This is a genomic window from Desulfotruncus arcticus DSM 17038 (assembly GCF_900113335.1).
Classification (GTDB): Bacteria; Bacillota; Desulfotomaculia; order Desulfotomaculales; family Desulfallaceae; genus Desulfotruncus; species Desulfotruncus arcticus.
The window spans coordinates 30,486-48,998 of record NZ_FOOX01000009.1; the positions used below are offsets into that span (position 1 = coordinate 30,486).

Below are 18,513 nucleotides of genomic sequence, written 5' to 3' on the forward strand. Positions count from 1 at the left end.
ATATAGGATTGGCGAAATTGCCCGGCTGGCAGGGGTCAGTAAACGGACGATAGACTATTACACCAACCTTGGTTTGCTTGAACCGGTTCGGTCTGAGAGTAATTACAGGTTTTATACAGATAAATCGCTGCTGCAGCTTAAGATTATTGAAGTATTAAAAACAAACAGATTAACCCTGGAAGAAATAAAGTTGCATTTAAGCCAGCTCAATGAAGAACCATCACTTTCTCATGATAGTGGCAATGGTAATTGCTCAGTAACTATTGACCTTCTAAAGAAGCAGTTTAAGCAAATTGAATCCCAGTTAGCTCAGCTGCAGCCGGCTGCGGCCGCAAGTCTTGACGCCAATCAAGCGGTGCAGATAAGAAATAAAATTATGGTGCAGGGTATTACGCTGGTTCAATCTCTGCTGGTTTATCTTAACGAAGTAACATCAAGTCTGTAATCCAATAGTTTATAGAAAGGGAGGTTGGTCAAAAGATGAATACATTAAAAGTATGGCTGTTGATGGGCGGTTTATCTGTTTTGCTGGTGTTGATGGGGAACGCGCTGTTCGGACAGTCGGGCGCAGTGATGTTTTTCTTTATTGCCATGGCGCTAAACTTCTTCAGTTACTTTTACAGTGATAAAATTGCCATTAAAATGACTCGCTCTTACCCGGTATCCGAGGCTGAGGCTCCCGACCTTTATGCCATAGTCGGAAGATTATCAAATCGGGCCGGAATTCCTATGCCCAAATTATTTGTAACTCCGTCGGATCAGCCCAATGCTTTTGCTACCGGACGTAACCCGGCCCATTCCGCTGTGGCTGTCACTGAAGGGATTATGCGTCTGTTGAACCGTTCCGAAGTTGAGGGTGTGCTGGCGCATGAACTGGCCCACATCAAGAATAGGGATGTGCTTATCGGAACGGTTGCGGCTACCATTGCCGGTGCCATATCCATGATGGCCAGCGCTTTTCAATGGGCGGCTATATTCGGGATGGGCAGGGGAGATGACGATGAGGGCGGCGCCGGACTCATAGGTGGTCTGGCGATGGCTATCATAGCTCCAATTGCCGCTATGATTATCCAGATGGCCATTTCCCGTTCCAGGGAATACTCGGCGGACGCCACCGGCGCGCGTCTGGCCGGGTCCCCGGACGGATTGGCCAACGCACTGTTGAAACTGGAATCGGCTGCTCACCGCATTCCCATGCAGGTAAATCCTGCTGCGTCCCACCTTTTCATTGTCAACCCGCTGTCAGGCGCGTCTCTGGCTAAACTGTTCAGTACTCACCCGCCTATTCAGGAAAGGGTCAACAAACTGCGCAGTATAAAATTTTAGGCGTGAAAACTTGGATGTTTTGTAAAAAAAGAGACTGTTTACGGCGTAAAGCCGACAGTCTCTTTTTTTTACAGCAGGGCTTTTTTAATCTCTTCGATGCCGGTGCGGTCCACAAACCGGGCTGTTCTCTCTCTGTTCTTAGCGTTGGCCCTGTAATAATCAAAGAATTTGTGGGCGAGAGCGATAACTTCCTCACTGGTGAGGTTTTCCGCTAATACATCACCAATTCTGGGCCTTCCGCCAGAGTTGCCGCCGATAACCACCGTCCAGCCGGATTTTTTTCCGAAAACCCCAAAGTCTCGTACATATCCTTCTGAACAGTTCATGGGGCAACCGGACACGCTGATTTTAGTTTTGGCGGGCGTTTCCATGTTGACAAATAATTTTTCCAGCTCTCCGGCCAGGGCAAGCGAGTCCTGAATTCCATATTTGCACAAAGTAGTGCCGGGGCAAGCCTGAACATAATGAACGCATAGACCCACTGCCGGGCCGACATCTATGCCCAGGTCCCGCCAGACTTCCTCGACAGACTCCGGTTCCAGTCCCACCAGGGCCAGCCGTTGGCCTGAGGTGATTTTAATCACCGGTATGTTATGCTTACGGGCTACGCGGGCGACATTTTCCAGAATATCAGGTGTTACCAGGCCCATGGGTGACCTGGGTACTATGGCGTAAGTCTTTTTATCTCTTTGGATAAAAGCTCCCCTGGGTGCGTCATTCATTATTACTTCCTCCTGACAATATAAAGGTTTTAATTTCAATTAATAACTATCTGTGTTATATTCCATATCAGGAGCGGTTTTTCCTTGTATAATAAAGAAGACTTGGTTCAGTTGGGGTTTTGACCCCAACTGAACCTTAGTCGCACTTATTTCGAGCTTACAGCCTGTTAATCCCCGACCGAAGAGGGCGGGGTCTTACAGGCTGTGTGAAGATAAAAAGTAATGGGTGATGATATGAGCAAAATGGGAACAGTTTATACAGGGAATAATATTAGCCCTGTCGCGTTCTTTGAACGATTGTCCAAATTTATAGCCGTGCTGCGCAGTTTGGGTCTGAACACTGGAACCTCGGAACTGAGCGATGCCATCAGAGCGCTGGCAGCAGTGGATGTTTTGGACCGGAAACAGTTTCGCTTGGCGCTGAGGGCCACACTGGTAAAAAAGCAGCGAGACGCCAGGGTGTTTGATCTCGCTTTTGACAGGTTTTTCGCACCTGACGAAGTTAAGGAGCAGTGGCGCCGGCAGGAGGCGGAAGAGGCTGTGGAATTGGAACAGTTAATGCAAAGTTCAGAAGAAGAGATTATGGCTGGTGTTTCACGCAGCGGAGGAGAATGGGCCGGGGGGGCTGCCGAGCAGATTAAGCTTACCGAACAACAGTTGGAAACCTATACCCGCTTGCCGGAAAATGAGCGCAATAGAATCCGCAGTTTATTGGAAAGTTACCGGGGGAACCCAGTAAACGACCCTTCCAACTTAATTGCCCAGGTAGTGGAGTCATCACTGGATTACTGGCGTTATCATTTAAACAAGAAGGAAGATGAGCAAGGGGAAACCCGGCCGAATTATGATGTTGGTTATTATGGTGACCAGGAGGCGGATGAAGTAATCAGGTCGGTGGCCCGGGACCTGGTACGGGAACCAGAGGAGTCACTTTTGGAAAAGGATATGCGGGCAATAGGCGAGCAGGATATGCCGGCGGTCACCGTGCTGCTGAAAAAAATGGCCCGCCGCCTTGCCACCGGATTATCACGCCGTTACCGGGGCAGCAGAAAAAAACAGGCCATTGATATCAGGCGCACTGTGCGCGGCAGCATCCAATATGGAGGTATCCCATTGTATCTTCGTTACAGAAGCAAGCGGGTGCAAAAACCAAGGCTTGTTTTAGTATGTGACGTATCCGCTTCGATGGCCCGTTACGCCCGCTTGATCATTCAGTTTATTTACGGCCTTACCGATGTGGTCAAGGATATTGAAACATTTATATTCTCCGAAGATCTGGAAAGAATCACGCCACAACTCGCAAGGCGCCTGGGCTTTGCGCAGACAATGTCCGTAGTGATGTCGGAAAGCGGCCAGTGGGGCAAAACCACCAATCTTGCGGCTTCCCTGCGTACATTTACGACCAATTACCAGCACCTGCTAACCAGAAACACTTTTTTTATTATCGTGAGCGACACCAAGACTCTGGAGCCTGAGAACACTGCTTTGTTGCTGGGAGAAATAAAAAAGCGCGTTAAGGATGTTCTGTGGTTGAATACGCTTCCCCACAGAGAGTGGCAGGATGTCCGTACCGTGGAGCTTTTGGGGCAAACGGTTAGGTTGCTGGAGAGCAACACGTTGTCACAGCTGGAACGCTCGATGAAACGACTGTAAAAACAAACCAAGCCCTGCCGATAAGGGCAGGGCTTATAAACATCAATGAAAGTTTTGACAATTTAAAATATTATAGAACTGTCATCTTTGAGAATACTGTGTCATATAGTTAGTTTAGGGTTTAATTACGGGTACGAGATTACAAAGCCAAAAGTTATTTTCCACCGGAATTTGATTAACATTAAAAGTGGTGGAAAGGAAAGCAGCAAAAAGGCAAGCATATAATCACCTCCTTCCATAGACGATGTGGCGCCTACTACATCATATGGCTGAGGTTTTATATGTATTCCTTTATTGCTGTTTTTCCATAAAAATTAAGTATCGATTAATCGGTAAAACTACTTATTGAGCCCCTGGCCAGGTGCCGGAGTCTTTTTATCTCGTTAACCGCCGCTAAGACTCCCGCCTCTACAGGCGGGAGTCTTAGCGGCGATAAACTCGAAATAAGTGCGACTAAGGTTCAGGTGGGGTCAAAACCCCGCCTGAACCAAGTCTTCTTTATTATAAAGCCGCTTTTACTTCCCGCTGATACTTATTAATCAACTCATCCAGTTGCTGGCTCACCTGAAGCAGTTTTTTAAAATTGGCCGGGTCGTTTTTTGATACCTCATAAAGCTTACGCCTTTCAAGCTCTATTTGTACTAAAAGCCTTCCCCAATTTAAAAGATTCAAAGAAAATCACCCGAGTGCAATAATAACATATTATTACAAATAGTTAAATACAATTACAAAAATTTGTATTTATTATCCAAAATACCGGAGTTTTTATTATCCCTTCAAGCCAAAACGTATGTTTGGTATAATTACATGATGAATGCCCCGCAAGGGGACAATTACTTCTTTTTTCAGCCAAAGTAAAAGGGGAAAACTTTGGTTTCTCTGACCCACCTTTCAATGCTGAACGGTAATATGCTAAATGGGTCATATCTGATTTTAACTTTATCCCCAATAATATCCACCTGTTCAATACCTGGTTTGCTTAATAGCTTTTTTACTACTTCTTCTCCGGTTTTTTTTCTGGGAATCTCCAGTGTAATTATAGCCAAAAATGACACCTCCGAATATAATAGGGGGTCAGGCTCTGCCATTTATAAGCGTAACTTGATTATCTTACCTTGGTTTGTGACAGTGATTCCGGCAGGGGTCGGGAAAAGACTGCCCGGGCTAAGTTATAATAATATATTATGTAAAATAGAATTGAGTCGTGAAAAGAAAAACACGCACATATTGAAATTCAATTAGCGTGCGCGTTTGTATAATATTTTGGAAAAGCATGCCTGGCGTTTATAGTCATTTTGTATAAAAATTAAATTATGCATTATGCTTTAGATGCTGGCAGGTTGCCATAGTCCGTCGATTAGTTGCTCAATGCTGATTTGCTTGCCCAGGTTTTGATAAGTTTGAAGGTAAACTTGGACCAACCACCTGGAATAGAGGTGGTATTGCCTGTTTTCTCCGTCACTGTTAATGGTTAACCGATATGCCGTATTGAGTTTCATAAAACCACCTCCGCGCTTATATTATGCATATTATACACAAAGGTAATTAATAAAGCAACAGCTTTTAATGTAAAGTTTAGGTTAATTTCTGGTTAGTTGTTTCGTGGAGGCACTCCGATTTGGTAATTTTAACTGCAAAGAACGGTCGATACCATGGTTTAACATAATTGTTAACTTATAATTAATATCTTTTTTACAAATTTTCATTTAATTTTTAACACATTTTAGTTATAATAAGCATATCATTTTTCTTAGGTACTTTTAAAAGGAGGTGAGGTATGGTAATGACCAAAGAATTAATTGACCAGATCCTGAGAGATATTGGTCTGGAAAAAATCGAAGTTGAACCCGATGAAAAGCGGGAAACCCTGTCCGAAGACAGGAAGTGATGAAGAATAACTTAAGGAGGTTTTTAAGTTGGTAACGGAAAATAATTAGCCGGGGGCTGGAGTTAAGCAATTAACCCGCCCCCGGTTTCGGTTTTATTGTATATTTCATTCTGTATACCTGGGTTGAGCCAATGCCTGCTACCCTTCATATTGTTGGTCTTTCAGGATATGAATATCCTCTTCCCGCTGGTACAGTACCCGGCGGGGATAAGGGATTTCAATACCGGCCCGGTCCAGTGCATATTTAAAACGACGCCGCAACTCGCGTTCAATAACCCATTGCTCACCGGGAGCAGTTGGGGCAACGGTGCGGATATTAACGGAGGAATCGGCAAGCTCAGTCACCCCTTGGACCTGGGGTTCATCCAAGATTGTTTCGATATCTTTATAAGCGATATAGCTTTCCTGTTTTAACACCTCGATGGCCCGGTCAATGTCTTCCTCGTATGCAATTCCCACAGTTACCACAGCCATCATATGTCCCCTGTTGTAGTTGGTCACCCTGGTTATTTCTCCGTTGGGAATAATGTGCAGCTGCCCCGTCCACTGCCGGATCTTGCAGGTGCGCAGGCCGATTTCCTCCACTGTTCCGATGATTCCTGCGGTTTCAACGAAATCCCCAACACTAAATTGATCTTCGAATAGAATAAAAAACCCGCTGATGATGTCTTTAACCAGGTTCTGTGCTCCGAATCCGACGGCCAGACCCAGTATGCCTGCGCTGGCCAGGATGGCACTGGTGTTGACATTGAAAATTTCCATAATCATTAGTGCGGCCAGAAAAAAAATTATATAGGTAAGCACATTGCGCAGCAGTGCTTCAAGAGTTTGGGCCCGCCGTTGTTCATTTAGTTTATGACGTTCGAAAATTTGTTTAACCGTTATCTGGCCGATATTAACGGCAAGCCTGGCTCCTACCAGAACTCCTACAATTTTAATAATTTTAACGGCTGCGGTTTTTAAGTCGTCAACTGAAATAACTTTTACTTGAAAGATTTGAAGGATCAAAATAGCAGCAAAAAAATATCCTCCGTAAAGTAACAGTGTTTTTAATAGAACCCTGGTTGAACGGATTAAATTATCGGATATAAGACGATTGTCTGTTTCGCTATCAGTGTTTTCTTCGTTGATGTTCCTTTCTTTTATCACCCTGTCTATGATTGAGGACAAAATTTTGATAATTAAGTAGGTTGTAAATAATACTACCGCTGATAGCCCAATATTGATCAGTAAAGCTTGGATGTTTGCCGGAGTCGCTATCCAGTTTCTGATCTGGTCGGTAGTCATCTGGAGTTGGTCCTGTATAATTTTTATCACCCGCTCTAAGGTACTTTTGCAGGATATTATAACACATCTAATATATCCACATAAACCACTAACTGCCAGGGTATTACTAATATTCAAATTTAAGAGCTTTGTTCAATTTATTAATTTAAGCCTGACTCTGGGGTGATGGTGTGGAGTTGTTGAAGTATCTACTTTACAGGAAGCCAAATTCTATCCCGTCTCTTTTTGAATCAGGGATAGAAGACCGGATGGATGAAGATGGCAAGCAATCCGGTAAGAATAAAAATAAATGGCCGGACAAAGAATCCTCAGCTGGCCAAAAGAACAGTGGTCGGCAGGGGCAAGATGCCCGGGACGGAGGAAAATCATCAGGTGGTGGAGTTAAGCCCAACCCTGCTATTGAAAAAAGATTTGCCGATAAGATAGCGGAAAACAAGGCTATTGATGACATAATGAACAATAAAGTTAAGCTTTATCTGGGCTTGGATAATAATAAACAGGTGCTGGAGAAAATTTTTCGTGTGCCCGAGAACAAGGACCCTGTTTTCAGAATTATCTCCATCGGTACTAAACCTCCCACCAGGGCCATGCTGCTATACCTGGACGGAATTACCAATACCCAATTGCAGAATACCACTGTATTGCAGCCGCTGATGCTTCTTTCGGAGCTGAGAGATGTTCGTGCGGATGGGGGGGCAGCCGATGCTAAAAAAATTGATGAAGACTTTATCGAGCGGATAAAAGCTGCGGTACTCCCCAGCAACCAGGTTGCTGAGGCTGAAACCTTTGAACAAGTGGTTAATGATGTGCTAAACGGCAACACCGCATTAATTATCGATGGTTTTGACCGGGCTATACTGATTGAAACCAAGGGCTGGCAGTACCGGAGCGTGGGTAAGCCCCAGGTAGAGGCTGTAATCCGGGGGCCCCAGGAAGGGTTTACCGAATTAATCAAAATCAATACTACGCTGGTACGCAAGATAATCTATCGCCCTGCTTTGGTTACTGAGTACGTAAATGCCGGCGCTGTCGGGCCAATGCAGTGTGCTGTGATGTATATGGCGGATGTGGTTAATCCGGATTTGGTTAAAGAAGTAAAAAGAAGGCTTGAATTAATTCGCGCGGATTATTTAAGCGAACCCGGTCTGGTGGAGCAAATGATTGAGGATTCGCCCGGTGTTCCGGTTCCTCAGGTGCTTACCACCGAGCGGCCGGACCGGGTGGCAGCTAATTTATTAGAGGGTAAGGTGGCTATTTTTGTAAACGGTAATCCTTTTGTTATGCTGGTGCCGTGTACTTTTTTCAATCTAATGCAGTCTCCCGAAGACGCTTACATCAGGTGGCCCTCCGGCTCTTTTATCAGGATTATCCGCTACCTGGGACTGTTTATGGCGTTGCTGCTCCCGGCTCATTATGTGGCTATCGTTGCTTATCACCCGGAATTCATCCCCACAGACCTGCTGCTGGCCATGACCGGGGCCCGGGAGAAGGTGCCGTTTCCGTCCATCGTGGAGGTTCTGCTGATGGAAACCTCCTTTGAATTGATTCGGGAAGCAGGTATTCGGATTCCAGGTACTGTCGGTACTACTCTGGGCATCGTGGGGGCTTTAATTCTGGGTCAGGCGGCAGTATCGGCCAATATTGTCAGCCCTATCCTGATCATTGTGGTGGCGGTAACGGCTTTGGGGTCGTTTGCGATACCTAATTATTCTTTTTCTTTATCCATCAGGCTATTGCGGTTTGTTTATATTTTGTTGGGTTCAGTTATGGGTCTAATGGGTATTCTGATTGGGGTGTATATTCATGTGGGGGTAATGGTTACCTTGAAGTCTTTCGGGATACCTTTTATGGCGCCGGCCGCGCCGGTAACCATTAAAGGTACGGATTACTTCATGCGTGGACCGGTATGGCAACAGGAAACCCGGCCGGATTATTTAGATCCGCTAAAAACCCGGCGCCAGCCCCCAAAAAGCCGCAGCTGGTTGCGGCGCGGCGGCAAGCGGGGCGGGGGTGGCAAATGAGCCGTTTTAAACCTGTTATTGGCGCTTCCGAAGCGATAACGTTACTGTTCATTTTTATTTCGGCCAAGATTTTTTTAACCTATACAGTTTTTTACTATCAAAAAGGTTTGAATGCCTCATGGGTGATTCCTCTGCTAACCGCTGCTGCCGGCATTGTCGTCGTGCTGCTGCTGGTTGCTCTGCTTAACCGGTATCCGGGCCGGGATTTGGTTGAAATTGGCGAGGGATTGGCGGGACCGTATATTAATCTGCTGTTTGCTTTTTTTTATCTGGCTGTGCTGTTGCTTGGGGCAGGGATGACCCTGCGGGGGATCAGTGAGCGGGTGGTGTCGGGGTTCCTTACAGACACGCCCATCAGCCTGGTAACCGCTTTATTTGTCACCGGAACTATGGTGGTGAGCTACCTGGGACTTGAGGCTATAGCACGTACCGCCAGGTTTCTGGCCTCGGTGATGGTTGTTACAGCCCTGATTTTGATTGTTTTAACCACCCCCATGTGGCGCTGGGACGCGCTTTACCCGCTGCTTGGCCCCGGTCCGCTGAAATTATTGCTGGGGAGCTTTAATTTTACCGGGGAGTATGTGCAAATTTTATTGTTGGGTCTGATCTGTCCCTTTTTACCGGCCGGTAGGATCAAGGCCATTGGTATCGGGGGGACGCTTATAGCGGGGTTTTTCCTGTTTGCATTTACAGCAGTTCCTATTTTGGTTTTTAGTTTCCCGCCCGTGACCGAATTAATGCTTCCTTCTTTTGAACTGGCCAGAATCATCAACATTGGCAGGTTCGGACAAAGAATGGAGGTTCTGTTTGTACCATTATGGGTTTTTGGCAATATGATTTTTCTTTCCATTTCCTATTATGCCGCGGCTATGGTGTTAACGCGTATTTGTAAGCTGAGAGATTACCGCCCGTTTGTATTGGCAGCGACGGTGTTAACTGTTGTTATTGCGTTTATTCCGCAAAATGCGCTCCAGGTGACCTACTGGGCCCACCAATATTTAAGCCGTTACAGTTTAGGCCTGCTGGTAATAGTTGTATTGTTATTGCTGATAATTGCCAAAATCAGGGATGGGGGAGGCGGCCTTAATGAAAAGAGCAATTAGTCTTTTATTAATCGGTTTTCTTCTTTTGCTGATACCCGGCTGCTATGACTACAATGACCCCGATGAAATTGCCTGGGTACTGGCGATTGGGCTCGACAAGGGCAAACAAAACAATCTTACCATAACCACTGTTGTTGCAGTGCCGAAGAATATCGCAGGCGGTGGTGGCGGCCAACCCGCCTCGGGAGGAGGGGGCGGAGGGGGCTTTTTTACAGTTTCAATGGAGGCGCCGACTTTTTTAAGCGCCCTGGAACTGCTGGACTCCGTGGTGGACAGGCGGGCTGACCTGAGTCACATCAAGTGGGTTGTTTTTTCCCGGGCACTGGCTGAAGAAGGCCTAACAAAATATATGGATACTCTGGTCCGGTTCCACCAGTTTCGCCGAACCTCATATGTAATCATTTGCGAGGGCGGGGCCGAAGACTTCCTGTCGAAGGGCGTGCCCAAACTTGAGGATAACGTGGGGAAATATTATGAATTGCTGCAGAGGGGTTGGAGGTATACCGAGTTTATACCTTTTGACAATTTTGAATATTTTTATATTAAATCCGAAATGCCCGGTGTTGCTCCTTTAGGCATCTTAGCCTCTCTTAACCGTGAAGCTCCCGTTTACAATAACAATTCCCCCAAGGCAAATGGTATTTACCAGGCGGGAAAGATTCCCCGTGAGGGTGGCGGTGAGCTGGAATTTATGGGAGCCGCTATCTTTAAAGAGGGAAAAATGGTAGGTACCTTAAACGGGAATCAGGTTGGCGTGCAGAAGATTTTTGAAGGTACTATGAAACGAACATTTATTGATGTGCCTGATCCTGAACACCGGAATGATTATATTATTGTTGAAGTCAAGCCCCGCCAATCTCCAAAGGTGAATGTGCAAATTGTAGACGGTTATCCGCACATAGCCGTTGATGTCCAAATGGAGGGGGGGGTGGTTGGTATACAGAGCCGGGAAAATTACATTACCCCGGCCAGATTGTATATTATCGAAGACGCGGTTGAAAAGAGTTTATATAGAGATATTAACGAAACCATGGTTAAAAGTATGGATTTAAAAGCTGATTTTCTGGGGTTCGGTCTTCACGCCAAAAAGTTGTTTTTAACCTGGCCGGAATGGGTGGCTTACAACTGGGACGAAAAATACCCGGAAGCGACTTTCGATATCAAGGTGGATTACAAAGTTCGCCGGGCCGGATTGCTACATGAAATAGTTCCTATTCAATAGGGGTGGTTATATGTATTATGCAGTGATTCTAACAGTGGTTGGCCTGGTATCTCTGCATATTGCCAGTTACGGGTGGTATGCTTGGAAAGAGGAAAAAAACCTGCGCGGTGCGCTGGGGGCTTTTTTTACCGCAGGATTGACTTTTGCGGCGCCGGTGGCATTAATAATCTATTACGCCTACTTTGTTGATAAAGTCAACGGGTGAGGCGACGCAGGCAAAATAAGCAAAGGAGGGGGATACCCCTCCTTTTAGCTGTTCAGCACATGCTTGGATATTACAATCCTTTGTATTTGGTTGGTGCCTTCATATATCTGGGTGATTTTGGCGTCTCTCATATAGCGCTCAACAGGATATTCCCGGCAGTAACCGTAGCCACCCAGGATTTGTACTGCGTTGGTGGTAACCTCCATGGCAGTGTCAGTGGCGTACATCTTGGCCATTGAGGACTCCTTGCTATAAGGCAGGCCCATATCGCGCATGCGGGCGGCCCTGTAAACCAGCATGCGGGCGCAATCTATGCGGGTGGCCATGTCTGCCAGCATAAACTGGATAGCCTGGAAGCTGGCAATCGGCTTGCCAAACTGCACCCTTTCTTTGGCGTATTCTTTGGCAACATCGAAGGCCGCCTGGGCAATACCCAGACCTTGAGCAGCAATGCCGATACGTCCTCCGTCCAGTAGGGCCATAGCGACTTTAAATCCTTCGCCTTCTTTTCCTAAAAGATTTTCTTTGGGAACCACGGCGTTGTCAAAAATCAATTCAGTGGTTATATCGCCGTGCAGCCCCATTTTTTCCTCTGTTTTGCCTATGGAAAAGCCTGGCGTATCTTTTTCCACCAGTAGGCAGGTAATGCCCTTGTGTCCCTTGCTTTTATCCGTGGTTACGAAAGTAACATACACACTGGCCTCTCCGCCGTTAGAGATAAAGATCTTGTTGCCGTTGATAATGTAGTGGTCCTCCTCCAGCCTGGCGGTAGTGGCAAGATTGGCTGGATCGGAGCCGGCGTTTGGCTCGGTAAGTGCGAAAGCGCCGATATATTCTCCGCCGGCCAGTTTTGGGATGTACTTTTGTTTTTGCTCCTCGGTGCCAAAGTACAATATGGGAAAAGTGCCAACCGAGGTATGAACTGCTAAAATAACGCCGGTTGAGGCACAAGCCCGTGATATCTCCTCAATGGTGATGATGTAGGAAAGGAAGTCGCAGCCAGCTCCTCCGTATTCCTCGGGAATTGGCACGCCCATCAGGCCCAGTTCGGCCATTTTTTCGATATTTTCCCTGGGGAATCTATGATCCCGGTCGATTTCCGCAGCCAGAGGGGCAATTTCATTCTGTGCAAGTTTTCTAACCATATCACGCATCATTTTTTGCTCGTCCGTAAGTAAATAAGGCAATGCAGGCACTCCTTTCTTTTAAACTGGTTTTATTCCACCCTGACCATCACTGCATCACCCTGGGCGGCGCCGCTGCAGATTGCGGCCACGCCGATGCCGCCACCGCGCCGGCGGAGTTCGTATACCAGAGTCATCAGGATGCGGGCGCCACTGGCCCCAATTGGGTGTCCAAAGGCAATTGCGCCGCCGTTGACATTAACCCTGTCGGGGTTCCAGCCTGCGATTTTACCGCTTACCAGTGCAACTGCAGCGAACGCTTCATTTACTTCCAGCAAGTCTATCTGGTCGATGTTCATATCTTTTTGTTTAAGCAGTTTATTAATTGATAAGCCGGGAACGGTGGCAATGTATTTAGCGTCCTGTGACACTGAAGCGTGCCCCAGAATAGTGGCCATGGGCTTTAAGCCCAATTCGGAAGCTTTTTCGTCGGACATCACCACCAGGGCTCCTGCACCGTCGTTAACACCGGGGGCGTTGCCTGCCGTTACGGTATTGTTGGGATCGAAAACAGGCGGCAGTTTACGCAAAGCTTCAATGCTGGTATCGCGCCTGGGACCTTCGTCCGTGTCTACTACCTTGGGATCGCCTTTCTTTTGGGGAATATTTACAGAAACAATTTCTTCTTTCAGCCGCCCGCTGTCAATGGCGGCAACTGCCAATTGCTGGCTGCGCAGTGCCCATTCATCCTGTTCCTCCCGGCTAACCCCATATTCTTTGGCGACTTCGCCACCGTGAATTGCCATGTGCCGGTCATAGAATGAGCACCACAGTCCGTCGTTTACCATCAGGTCAATAAATTTAGTGTCAAACATACGCAGGCCCCAGCGGGCGTTTTTAACAAAGTAGGGGGCATTGCTCATGCTTTCCATGCCGCCGGCTACGATTATGTCGGCATCTCCCGCCCGGATAATTTGGTCTCCAATGGTTACGGCGCGGAGGCCGGAGGCGCATACTTTATTGATAGTTTCGGAAGGGGTTTCCCAGGGCAGTCCGGCTTCACGGGTCGCCTGGCGGGATGGAATCTGCCCGCAGCCACCTTGCAGAACCTGGCCAAATATAACATTTTCTACGTCATTGCCTTCAATACCGGCTCTTTTTATTGCTTCAGCTATGGTTATACCGCCCAGTTTTGTCGCCGTGATGGTTTTAAGCGCACCACCAAGCTTGGCGAATGGTGTTCTGGCGGCGCTTACTATAACAGTTTGACGCATCTTTTTACTCCTTTCTAAGGCTGGATTAGACCTTAGGAAAATCTGATTATAAGATTCACCTGTCCTCAAGCACAATTTTTAAGGATAAGATAGGGTAAAATCAGACTGATTTTTAATGTTCAACGCGGTCTTAACACGGTATTACTGCAAAAACCATGCCAATTTTATGCGCCAAATTGTGTTTGTTCCAACGCTTGCTGCTTATTGGGCTGATCTTATAAAGAAGACTTGGTTCAGGTGGGGTTTTGACCCCACCTGAACCTTAGTCGCACTTATTTCGAGTTTATCGCCGCTTAACTCCCGCCTATAGAGGCGGGAGTCTTAGCGGCGGTTAACGAGATTAATGACCGGGCTATGAAAGGCGTTTACTGTACTTTAATGTAGACAGTGGCTATCTTGGGTGTAAACAAAAAAATGCCCCGGCAAATGCGCGGCAACAGTAAATTATTATAAAAAATTAAAAGGCCGCATTCCTCCGTAAAGCTGGCGGGGAAATTGGCCACATAAATAACCTAATCAACACATATAAAAGGCCGGATAAAACAGAGCTATTCGAGGGTCATAATTACAGTGTCGGTATTAACAACATCGCCGGCAGCAGCATTAATTTCTTTAACTGTGCCATCAGCGGGAGCATAAATTTTAACCATCATTTTCATGGCTTCGATGGTAGCAACGGCATCGTTGGCTTTAACCGCATCGCCCACTTTAACATCAACAGATACGAGTTTTCCAACCATTGGTGATACAACATTAGTCATAAGAGTAACCTCCTTATTTGTTCTTGATTTAATTAAACTGCCGGTAAGATGCAACACGACCGGTAGCTTAGGATATCCTGATACTATTTTCCGGCTTGTCCCATAGGTTATTCTTCCCTGAAAACGAGGCAAATAATCTTAGCTGATAAGGCACAACTGCCGGTTGAAAAAGTGCCCCCTCTCCCCCCTTGTCTCTCTCCCTATCTCCGGCCATCCAAAAAAATATTTTTTTGTATACCGTATGTACTAGAGAAAATTATTACATATTTCAAATGTTACGTCAATTCGAAATGTAAAAAACTTTTGCCTGTGAGTTATTGCAGTCAAGGCAAAAGCATGTTAAAATTAAACGTCAATTAGAGTTTGATGCCGGCGTTATAACACCGGCTATTTGTTTTTATGGTTTTATTTAGCAAAAGTAAAAGGAAATATTTAAGTCATTGTAGAATAGCATTGTAATTATTAAGGTTTTGGATAAAATATTACTGTGCGATGGAAAACATTACATATGACAACTTAAAAGGGGGAGCACATTATAATGAAGGCAACCGCGGAACGGTTGGAGAATAACCAGGTAACAATTGAAGTAGAGGTCGATGCCGAACAATTTACTAAAGCCATGGATCAGGCATACCGCAAGCTTGTCGGAAAAGTTACGGTACCGGGCTTTCGCAAGGGGAAAACACCGCGGGTGGTTTTTGAAAACTTCGTCGGCAAAGCAACCCTTTATAACGAAGCAGTTGAATTAGTTGTGCCTGATGCTTATATGAAAGCAGTTAAAACAACAGGGGTGGAACCGGTTTCCCAGCCTCAGCTTGATCTGGTGCAGGTTGAAGAAGGTAAGCCGGTGGTCTTTAAGGCTACCGTTCGCGTTAAACCGGATGTTAAGCTGGGCCAATACACCGGATTGCAGGTAACCAAACCTGTTTCAGAAGTAACCGGTGACGACATCGAGAACGAGTTAAAGAAGTTGCAGGAAAGACATGCGCGCCTCAATAACCTGGAGGAGGGAACCGTTCAACAGGCTGACATTGCGCTAATAGATTTTGTGGGACGCAAGGACGGAGTTGAATTTGAGGGAGGCGCGGGCACCGATTATTCACTGGAAATCGGCTCCGGCTCCTTTGTGCCGGGTTTTGAGGATCAACTGGCAGGTGTCGCCATTGGCGAAACCAGGGAGGTTACCGTAACTTTCCCCGAAGATTATCCCAATGAAGACTTAAAAGGCCAGGAAGCGGTGTTTACCGTTACGGTTAAGGGTATTAAACGTAAAGAAACAGCTGCTCTTGATGATGAATTTGCCAAAGATGTAAGCGAATTCGATACACTGGAGGAATTAAGGGCTGATTTATCGAATAAATTAAAGGAAGCGGCCGAAAAGAGGGCGCAACAACAAATAAACGGTGAAGCGGTTAGTAAAGCTGTGGAAAACGCGGAAGTGGATATTCCGGATGAAATGATTGAAACCAGGCTGGAAGAAATGATTGAAAACATGGAAAGACGGCTGATGCAGCAGGGTATGACCATGGAAAATTATTTTAAATATACCAATTCCAATCTGGACGATTTGAAGAAAAGCCTGCGTGATGATGCAGCAAGGGGAGTTAAAACCACTCTGGTGCTGGAGACTATAGCAAAACAAGAAAACATTGAGGTCAGTGACGAGGATCTGCAAAACGAAATAGCCAGAATGGCCGAAAATTACCAGCAGGAGCCTGAGGTTTTACGTAAAATACTTGAAGGACAAAACCAGTTGGAGTATGTAAGGGACAGCCTGCAGCAGCAGAAAACTATTGAATTTATTGCAGAAAAAGCCGAGCTTGTTGAGGGAACAAACCCGGAGGAAGCAGAATAAGTTATTCACAAAGGGGTTATTTATAGTGATAATCCTGTAACCATGATTGTATAATTGTTAGGAGGAGATCTCGTGTCTTATCTTGTTCCCATTGTTGTTGAACAAACAAACCGGGGAGAAAGATCATACGACATATATTCAAGGTTATTAAAGGACAGAATTGTTTTTATCGGTGGCGCTATCGATGATAACGTGGCAAATCTTGTAATAGCTCAGCTTTTATTTTTAGAAGCCGAAGACCCGGAAAAAGATATCAATATTTACATTAATTCCCCCGGTGGCGTGGTTACGGCCGGAATGGCAATATATGATACCATGCAGTATGTAAAACCGGATGTTTCCACTATCTGTCTGGGGCAAGCAGCCAGCATGGGTGCATTTTTGCTTACGGCAGGTGCCGCCGGCAAGAGGTTTGCACTGCCTTACGCCAGGATTATGATTCACCAGCCTCTTGGCGGCACCCAGGGGCAGGCTACGGATATAGAAATTCAAGCCAGAGAAATTTTGCGCACTAAAGACGTTATCAATGAGCTTTTGGCGAAGCATACCGGACAGCCCAAGGAAACCATCGCCCGGGATACAGAACGTGATTTTTATATGTCGGCTGAAGAGGCCAAAGAGTACGGCGTTATAGATAAGGTGTTTGTACGGGCGAAGCAAAGCTAAAAGAGGTGTAAATTATGTTTAATGAAAAAGGTCAGCTGAAGTGCTCCTTTTGCGGCAAGCTCCAAGATCAGGTTAAAAAGCTAGTGGCCGGGCCCGGTGTCTATATTTGCGACGAATGCATTGAACTTTGCAATGAAATCATAGAAGAGGAATTAAATGAGGATATCGGTCTGGACCTTGGCGACGTTCCCAAGCCTAAGGAAATAAAGTCGATCCTGGATCAATATGTTATTGGCCAGGAAAGCGCAAAAAAAGCATTGGCCGTGGCTGTTTACAACCATTACAAAAGAATAAACCTGGGCGGCAAAATTGACGATGTGGAACTGCAAAAGAGCAACATTGTTATGCTGGGCCCGACCGGCAGCGGGAAAACACTGCTGGCCCAGACGCTGGCCAGGCTTCTTAATGTGCCCTTCGCCATTGCCGATGCCACATCGCTTACCGAAGCCGGTTATGTGGGTGAAGACGTAGAGAACATTTTACTGAAACTAATCCAAGCTGCTGATTATGATGTTGAAAAAGCCGAAAAGGGTATAGTTTATATTGATGAAATCGACAAGATCGCCCGTAAGTCTGAAAACCCCTCTATTACCAGGGATGTTTCAGGTGAGGGTGTTCAACAGGCTTTGCTGAAAATTCTTGAGGGAACTGTGGCCAGTGTACCGCCCCAGGGCGGTCGTAAACACCCGCACCAGGAATTCATTCAGCTGGATACCACCAATATACTGTTTATTTGCGGAGGGGCCTTTGACGGTATAGAAAAGCTTATTCAGAACCGTATCGGGCAGAAAGTCATGGGTTTTGGGGCTGAAATCAAGCCCAAACAAGAACAGCGCATTGGTGAGATTTTGGCACAGATACTGCCGGAAGATTTATTAAAGTATGGATTGATTCCGGAATTTGTTGGCCGATTGCCAATCATTGTAACCCTGGACGCGCTGGATGAGCATGCGCTGGTGCGCATATTAACCGAGCCCAGGAACGCGCTGGTGAAGCAGTACGAAAAGCTGTTTGACCTGGACGGGGTCAACCTGGAATTCCAGCATGACGGTTTGATCACCATTGCCCAGGAGGCATTAAGGCGCAAGACAGGAGCCCGTGGCCTGCGCTCCATCCTGGAAGATATTATGCTTGAAATTATGTACGATATCCCGTCCCGCGAGGATATTGCCAAATGTGTAATTACCAAGGATACCATTTTGAAAAAGGAAAAACCGCTTATTATAACTATGGAACGTAAGAAGAAAAAAGAAGAATCAGCTTAACCGAGGAATAAAAAGCCACCCGCAGGGGTGGCTTTTTATTACCGGTTTGTGTTATTTGTTAAATTCCTTAAAAAGATTAAGAAAGATTTCCTGCAATTGAGCCCTAGCATGCAAATTTATCTGATGCACTTCATACCGGAT

Annotated in this window: 18 protein-coding genes; 10 read left to right on the forward strand and 8 right to left on the reverse strand. The window is 46.1% G+C overall.

What is annotated here, in order from left to right:
* Positions 1-49: 49 nt before the first annotated feature.
* Both BM056_RS12655 and BM056_RS12660 read left to right on the forward strand, forming a co-directional pair.
* Positions 50-445 (forward strand): MerR family transcriptional regulator, encoded by a 396-nt coding sequence (locus BM056_RS12655; protein ID WP_238456460.1) that lies wholly within the window; start codon positions 50-52, stop codon positions 443-445.
* 35 nt (positions 446-480) lie between these two features.
* On the forward strand, positions 481-1,326 hold the full coding sequence (locus tag BM056_RS12660) for a zinc metalloprotease HtpX (RefSeq protein ID WP_092471793.1): 846 nt from the start codon (positions 481-483) through the stop codon (positions 1,324-1,326).
* Between the two features lie 68 nt (positions 1,327-1,394).
* On the opposite strand, the gene BM056_RS12665 is transcribed toward BM056_RS12660, so the two are convergent.
* A complete protein-coding gene (locus BM056_RS12665) occupies positions 1,395-2,048 on the reverse strand; it encodes a ferredoxin-like domain-containing protein (protein ID WP_092471794.1) in 654 nt (217 codons plus the stop codon).
* Between the two features lie 222 nt (positions 2,049-2,270).
* Between BM056_RS12665 and BM056_RS12670 the strand changes: the two genes are divergently transcribed.
* Entirely contained in the window at positions 2,271-3,701 is a 1,431-nt protein-coding gene (locus BM056_RS12670; protein ID WP_092471795.1) for a vWA domain-containing protein, read from the forward strand.
* 501 nt (positions 3,702-4,202) lie between these two features.
* Here BM056_RS12670 and BM056_RS12675 read toward each other — a convergent pair.
* The 4 genes from BM056_RS12675 to BM056_RS12685 form a co-directional block, all read right to left on the reverse strand.
* Positions 4,203-4,373 carry an aspartyl-phosphate phosphatase Spo0E family protein gene (locus BM056_RS12675; protein WP_092471796.1) on the reverse strand — a complete coding sequence of 57 codons (171 nt, stop codon included), beginning with the start codon at positions 4,371-4,373 and terminating at the stop codon, positions 4,203-4,205.
* Positions 4,374-4,546: 173 nt separating this feature from the next.
* Positions 4,547-4,747, reverse strand: coding sequence for a hypothetical protein (locus BM056_RS12680; protein ID WP_092471797.1), 201 nt, complete (start codon positions 4,745-4,747; stop codon positions 4,547-4,549).
* A 279-nt stretch (positions 4,748-5,026) separates the two neighbouring features.
* Positions 5,027-5,200 (reverse strand): hypothetical protein, encoded by a 174-nt coding sequence (locus BM056_RS26240; protein ID WP_165613507.1) that lies wholly within the window; start codon positions 5,198-5,200, stop codon positions 5,027-5,029.
* 527 nt (positions 5,201-5,727) lie between these two features.
* On the reverse strand, positions 5,728-6,876 hold the full coding sequence (locus tag BM056_RS12685) for a mechanosensitive ion channel family protein (RefSeq protein ID WP_092471798.1): 1,149 nt from the start codon (positions 6,874-6,876) through the stop codon (positions 5,728-5,730).
* 170 nt (positions 6,877-7,046) lie between these two features.
* Between BM056_RS12685 and BM056_RS12690 the strand changes: the two genes are divergently transcribed.
* The 4 genes from BM056_RS12690 to BM056_RS12705 are packed head-to-tail and all read left to right on the forward strand — an operon-like array spanning position 7,047 to position 11,427.
* Positions 7,047-8,897 carry a spore germination protein gene (locus BM056_RS12690; RefSeq protein WP_238456450.1) on the forward strand — a complete coding sequence of 617 codons (1,851 nt, stop codon included), beginning with the start codon at positions 7,047-7,049 and terminating at the stop codon, positions 8,895-8,897.
* The gene (locus tag BM056_RS12695) at positions 8,894-10,000 is read left to right on the forward strand and encodes a GerAB/ArcD/ProY family transporter (protein WP_165613508.1); all 1,107 of its coding nucleotides are present in this window, start codon (positions 8,894-8,896) and stop codon (positions 9,998-10,000) included. The genes BM056_RS12690 and BM056_RS12695 overlap by 4 nt, the downstream gene beginning before the upstream one ends.
* Positions 9,984-11,222, forward strand: a complete 1,239-nt coding sequence (locus BM056_RS12700; protein ID WP_165613509.1) for a Ger(x)C family spore germination protein — start codon at positions 9,984-9,986, stop codon at positions 11,220-11,222. Before BM056_RS12695 ends, BM056_RS12700 begins: the two co-directional genes overlap by 17 nt.
* A 10-nt stretch (positions 11,223-11,232) precedes the next feature.
* Positions 11,233-11,427: a hypothetical protein gene (locus BM056_RS12705; RefSeq protein WP_092471802.1), complete on the forward strand. Its 195-nt coding sequence runs from the start codon at positions 11,233-11,235 to the stop codon at positions 11,425-11,427.
* A 44-nt stretch (positions 11,428-11,471) separates the two neighbouring features.
* Here the strand turns inward: BM056_RS12705 and BM056_RS12710 are convergent, their stop codons facing one another.
* The 3 genes from BM056_RS12710 to BM056_RS12720 form a co-directional block, all read right to left on the reverse strand.
* Positions 11,472-12,614 (reverse strand): acyl-CoA dehydrogenase, encoded by a 1,143-nt coding sequence (locus tag BM056_RS12710; protein WP_092471803.1) that lies wholly within the window; start codon positions 12,612-12,614, stop codon positions 11,472-11,474.
* A 29-nt stretch (positions 12,615-12,643) separates the two neighbouring features.
* On the reverse strand, positions 12,644-13,825 hold the full coding sequence (locus BM056_RS12715) for an acetyl-CoA C-acetyltransferase (protein WP_092471804.1): 1,182 nt from the start codon (positions 13,823-13,825) through the stop codon (positions 12,644-12,646).
* A gap of 548 nt (positions 13,826-14,373) precedes the next feature.
* Entirely contained in the window at positions 14,374-14,586 is a 213-nt protein-coding gene (locus BM056_RS12720; protein ID WP_092471805.1) for a biotin/lipoyl-containing protein, read from the reverse strand.
* 538 nt (positions 14,587-15,124) lie between these two features.
* Here BM056_RS12720 and tig point away from each other — a divergent pair.
* From tig to clpX, 3 genes are all read left to right on the forward strand, one after another.
* Positions 15,125-16,441 (forward strand): trigger factor, encoded by a 1,317-nt coding sequence (tig, locus tag BM056_RS12725; RefSeq protein WP_092471806.1) that lies wholly within the window; start codon positions 15,125-15,127, stop codon positions 16,439-16,441.
* Between the two features lie 72 nt (positions 16,442-16,513).
* On the forward strand, positions 16,514-17,107 hold the full coding sequence (gene clpP, locus BM056_RS12730; RefSeq protein WP_092471807.1) for an ATP-dependent Clp endopeptidase proteolytic subunit ClpP: 594 nt from the start codon (positions 16,514-16,516) through the stop codon (positions 17,105-17,107).
* 14 nt (positions 17,108-17,121) lie between these two features.
* Positions 17,122-18,372, forward strand: coding sequence for an ATP-dependent Clp protease ATP-binding subunit ClpX (gene clpX, locus BM056_RS12735; protein ID WP_092471808.1), 1,251 nt, complete (start codon positions 17,122-17,124; stop codon positions 18,370-18,372).
* Positions 18,373-18,513: the final 141 nt, after the last annotated feature.

What these genes read in the sequence shown, in the direction of transcription:
- BM056_RS12660 (WP_092471793.1), top strand. Translation starts at nt 481, where the DNA reads ATGAATACATTAAAAGTATGGCTGTTGATGGGCGGTTTATCTGTTTTG.
- BM056_RS12665 (WP_092471794.1), bottom strand. Translation starts at nt 2,048, where the DNA reads ATGAATGACGCACCCAGGGGAGCTTTTATCCAAAGAGATAAAAAGACT.
- BM056_RS12670 (WP_092471795.1), top strand. Translation starts at nt 2,271, where the DNA reads ATGGGTGATGATATGAGCAAAATGGGAACAGTTTATACAGGGAATAAT.
- BM056_RS26240 (WP_165613507.1), bottom strand. Translation starts at nt 5,200, where the DNA reads ATGAAACTCAATACGGCATATCGGTTAACCATTAACAGTGACGGAGAA.
- BM056_RS12685 (WP_092471798.1), bottom strand. Translation starts at nt 6,876, where the DNA reads ATGACTACCGACCAGATCAGAAACTGGATAGCGACTCCGGCAAACATC.
- BM056_RS12695 (WP_165613508.1), top strand. Translation starts at nt 8,894, where the DNA reads ATGAGCCGTTTTAAACCTGTTATTGGCGCTTCCGAAGCGATAACGTTA.
- BM056_RS12700 (WP_165613509.1), top strand. Translation starts at nt 9,984, where the DNA reads ATGAAAAGAGCAATTAGTCTTTTATTAATCGGTTTTCTTCTTTTGCTG.
- BM056_RS12705 (WP_092471802.1), top strand. Translation starts at nt 11,233, where the DNA reads ATGTATTATGCAGTGATTCTAACAGTGGTTGGCCTGGTATCTCTGCAT.
- BM056_RS12715 (WP_092471804.1), bottom strand. Translation starts at nt 13,825, where the DNA reads ATGCGTCAAACTGTTATAGTAAGCGCCGCCAGAACACCATTCGCCAAG.
- BM056_RS12720 (WP_092471805.1), bottom strand. Translation starts at nt 14,586, where the DNA reads ATGACTAATGTTGTATCACCAATGGTTGGAAAACTCGTATCTGTTGAT.
- tig (WP_092471806.1), top strand. Translation starts at nt 15,125, where the DNA reads ATGAAGGCAACCGCGGAACGGTTGGAGAATAACCAGGTAACAATTGAA.
- clpX (WP_092471808.1), top strand. Translation starts at nt 17,122, where the DNA reads ATGTTTAATGAAAAAGGTCAGCTGAAGTGCTCCTTTTGCGGCAAGCTC.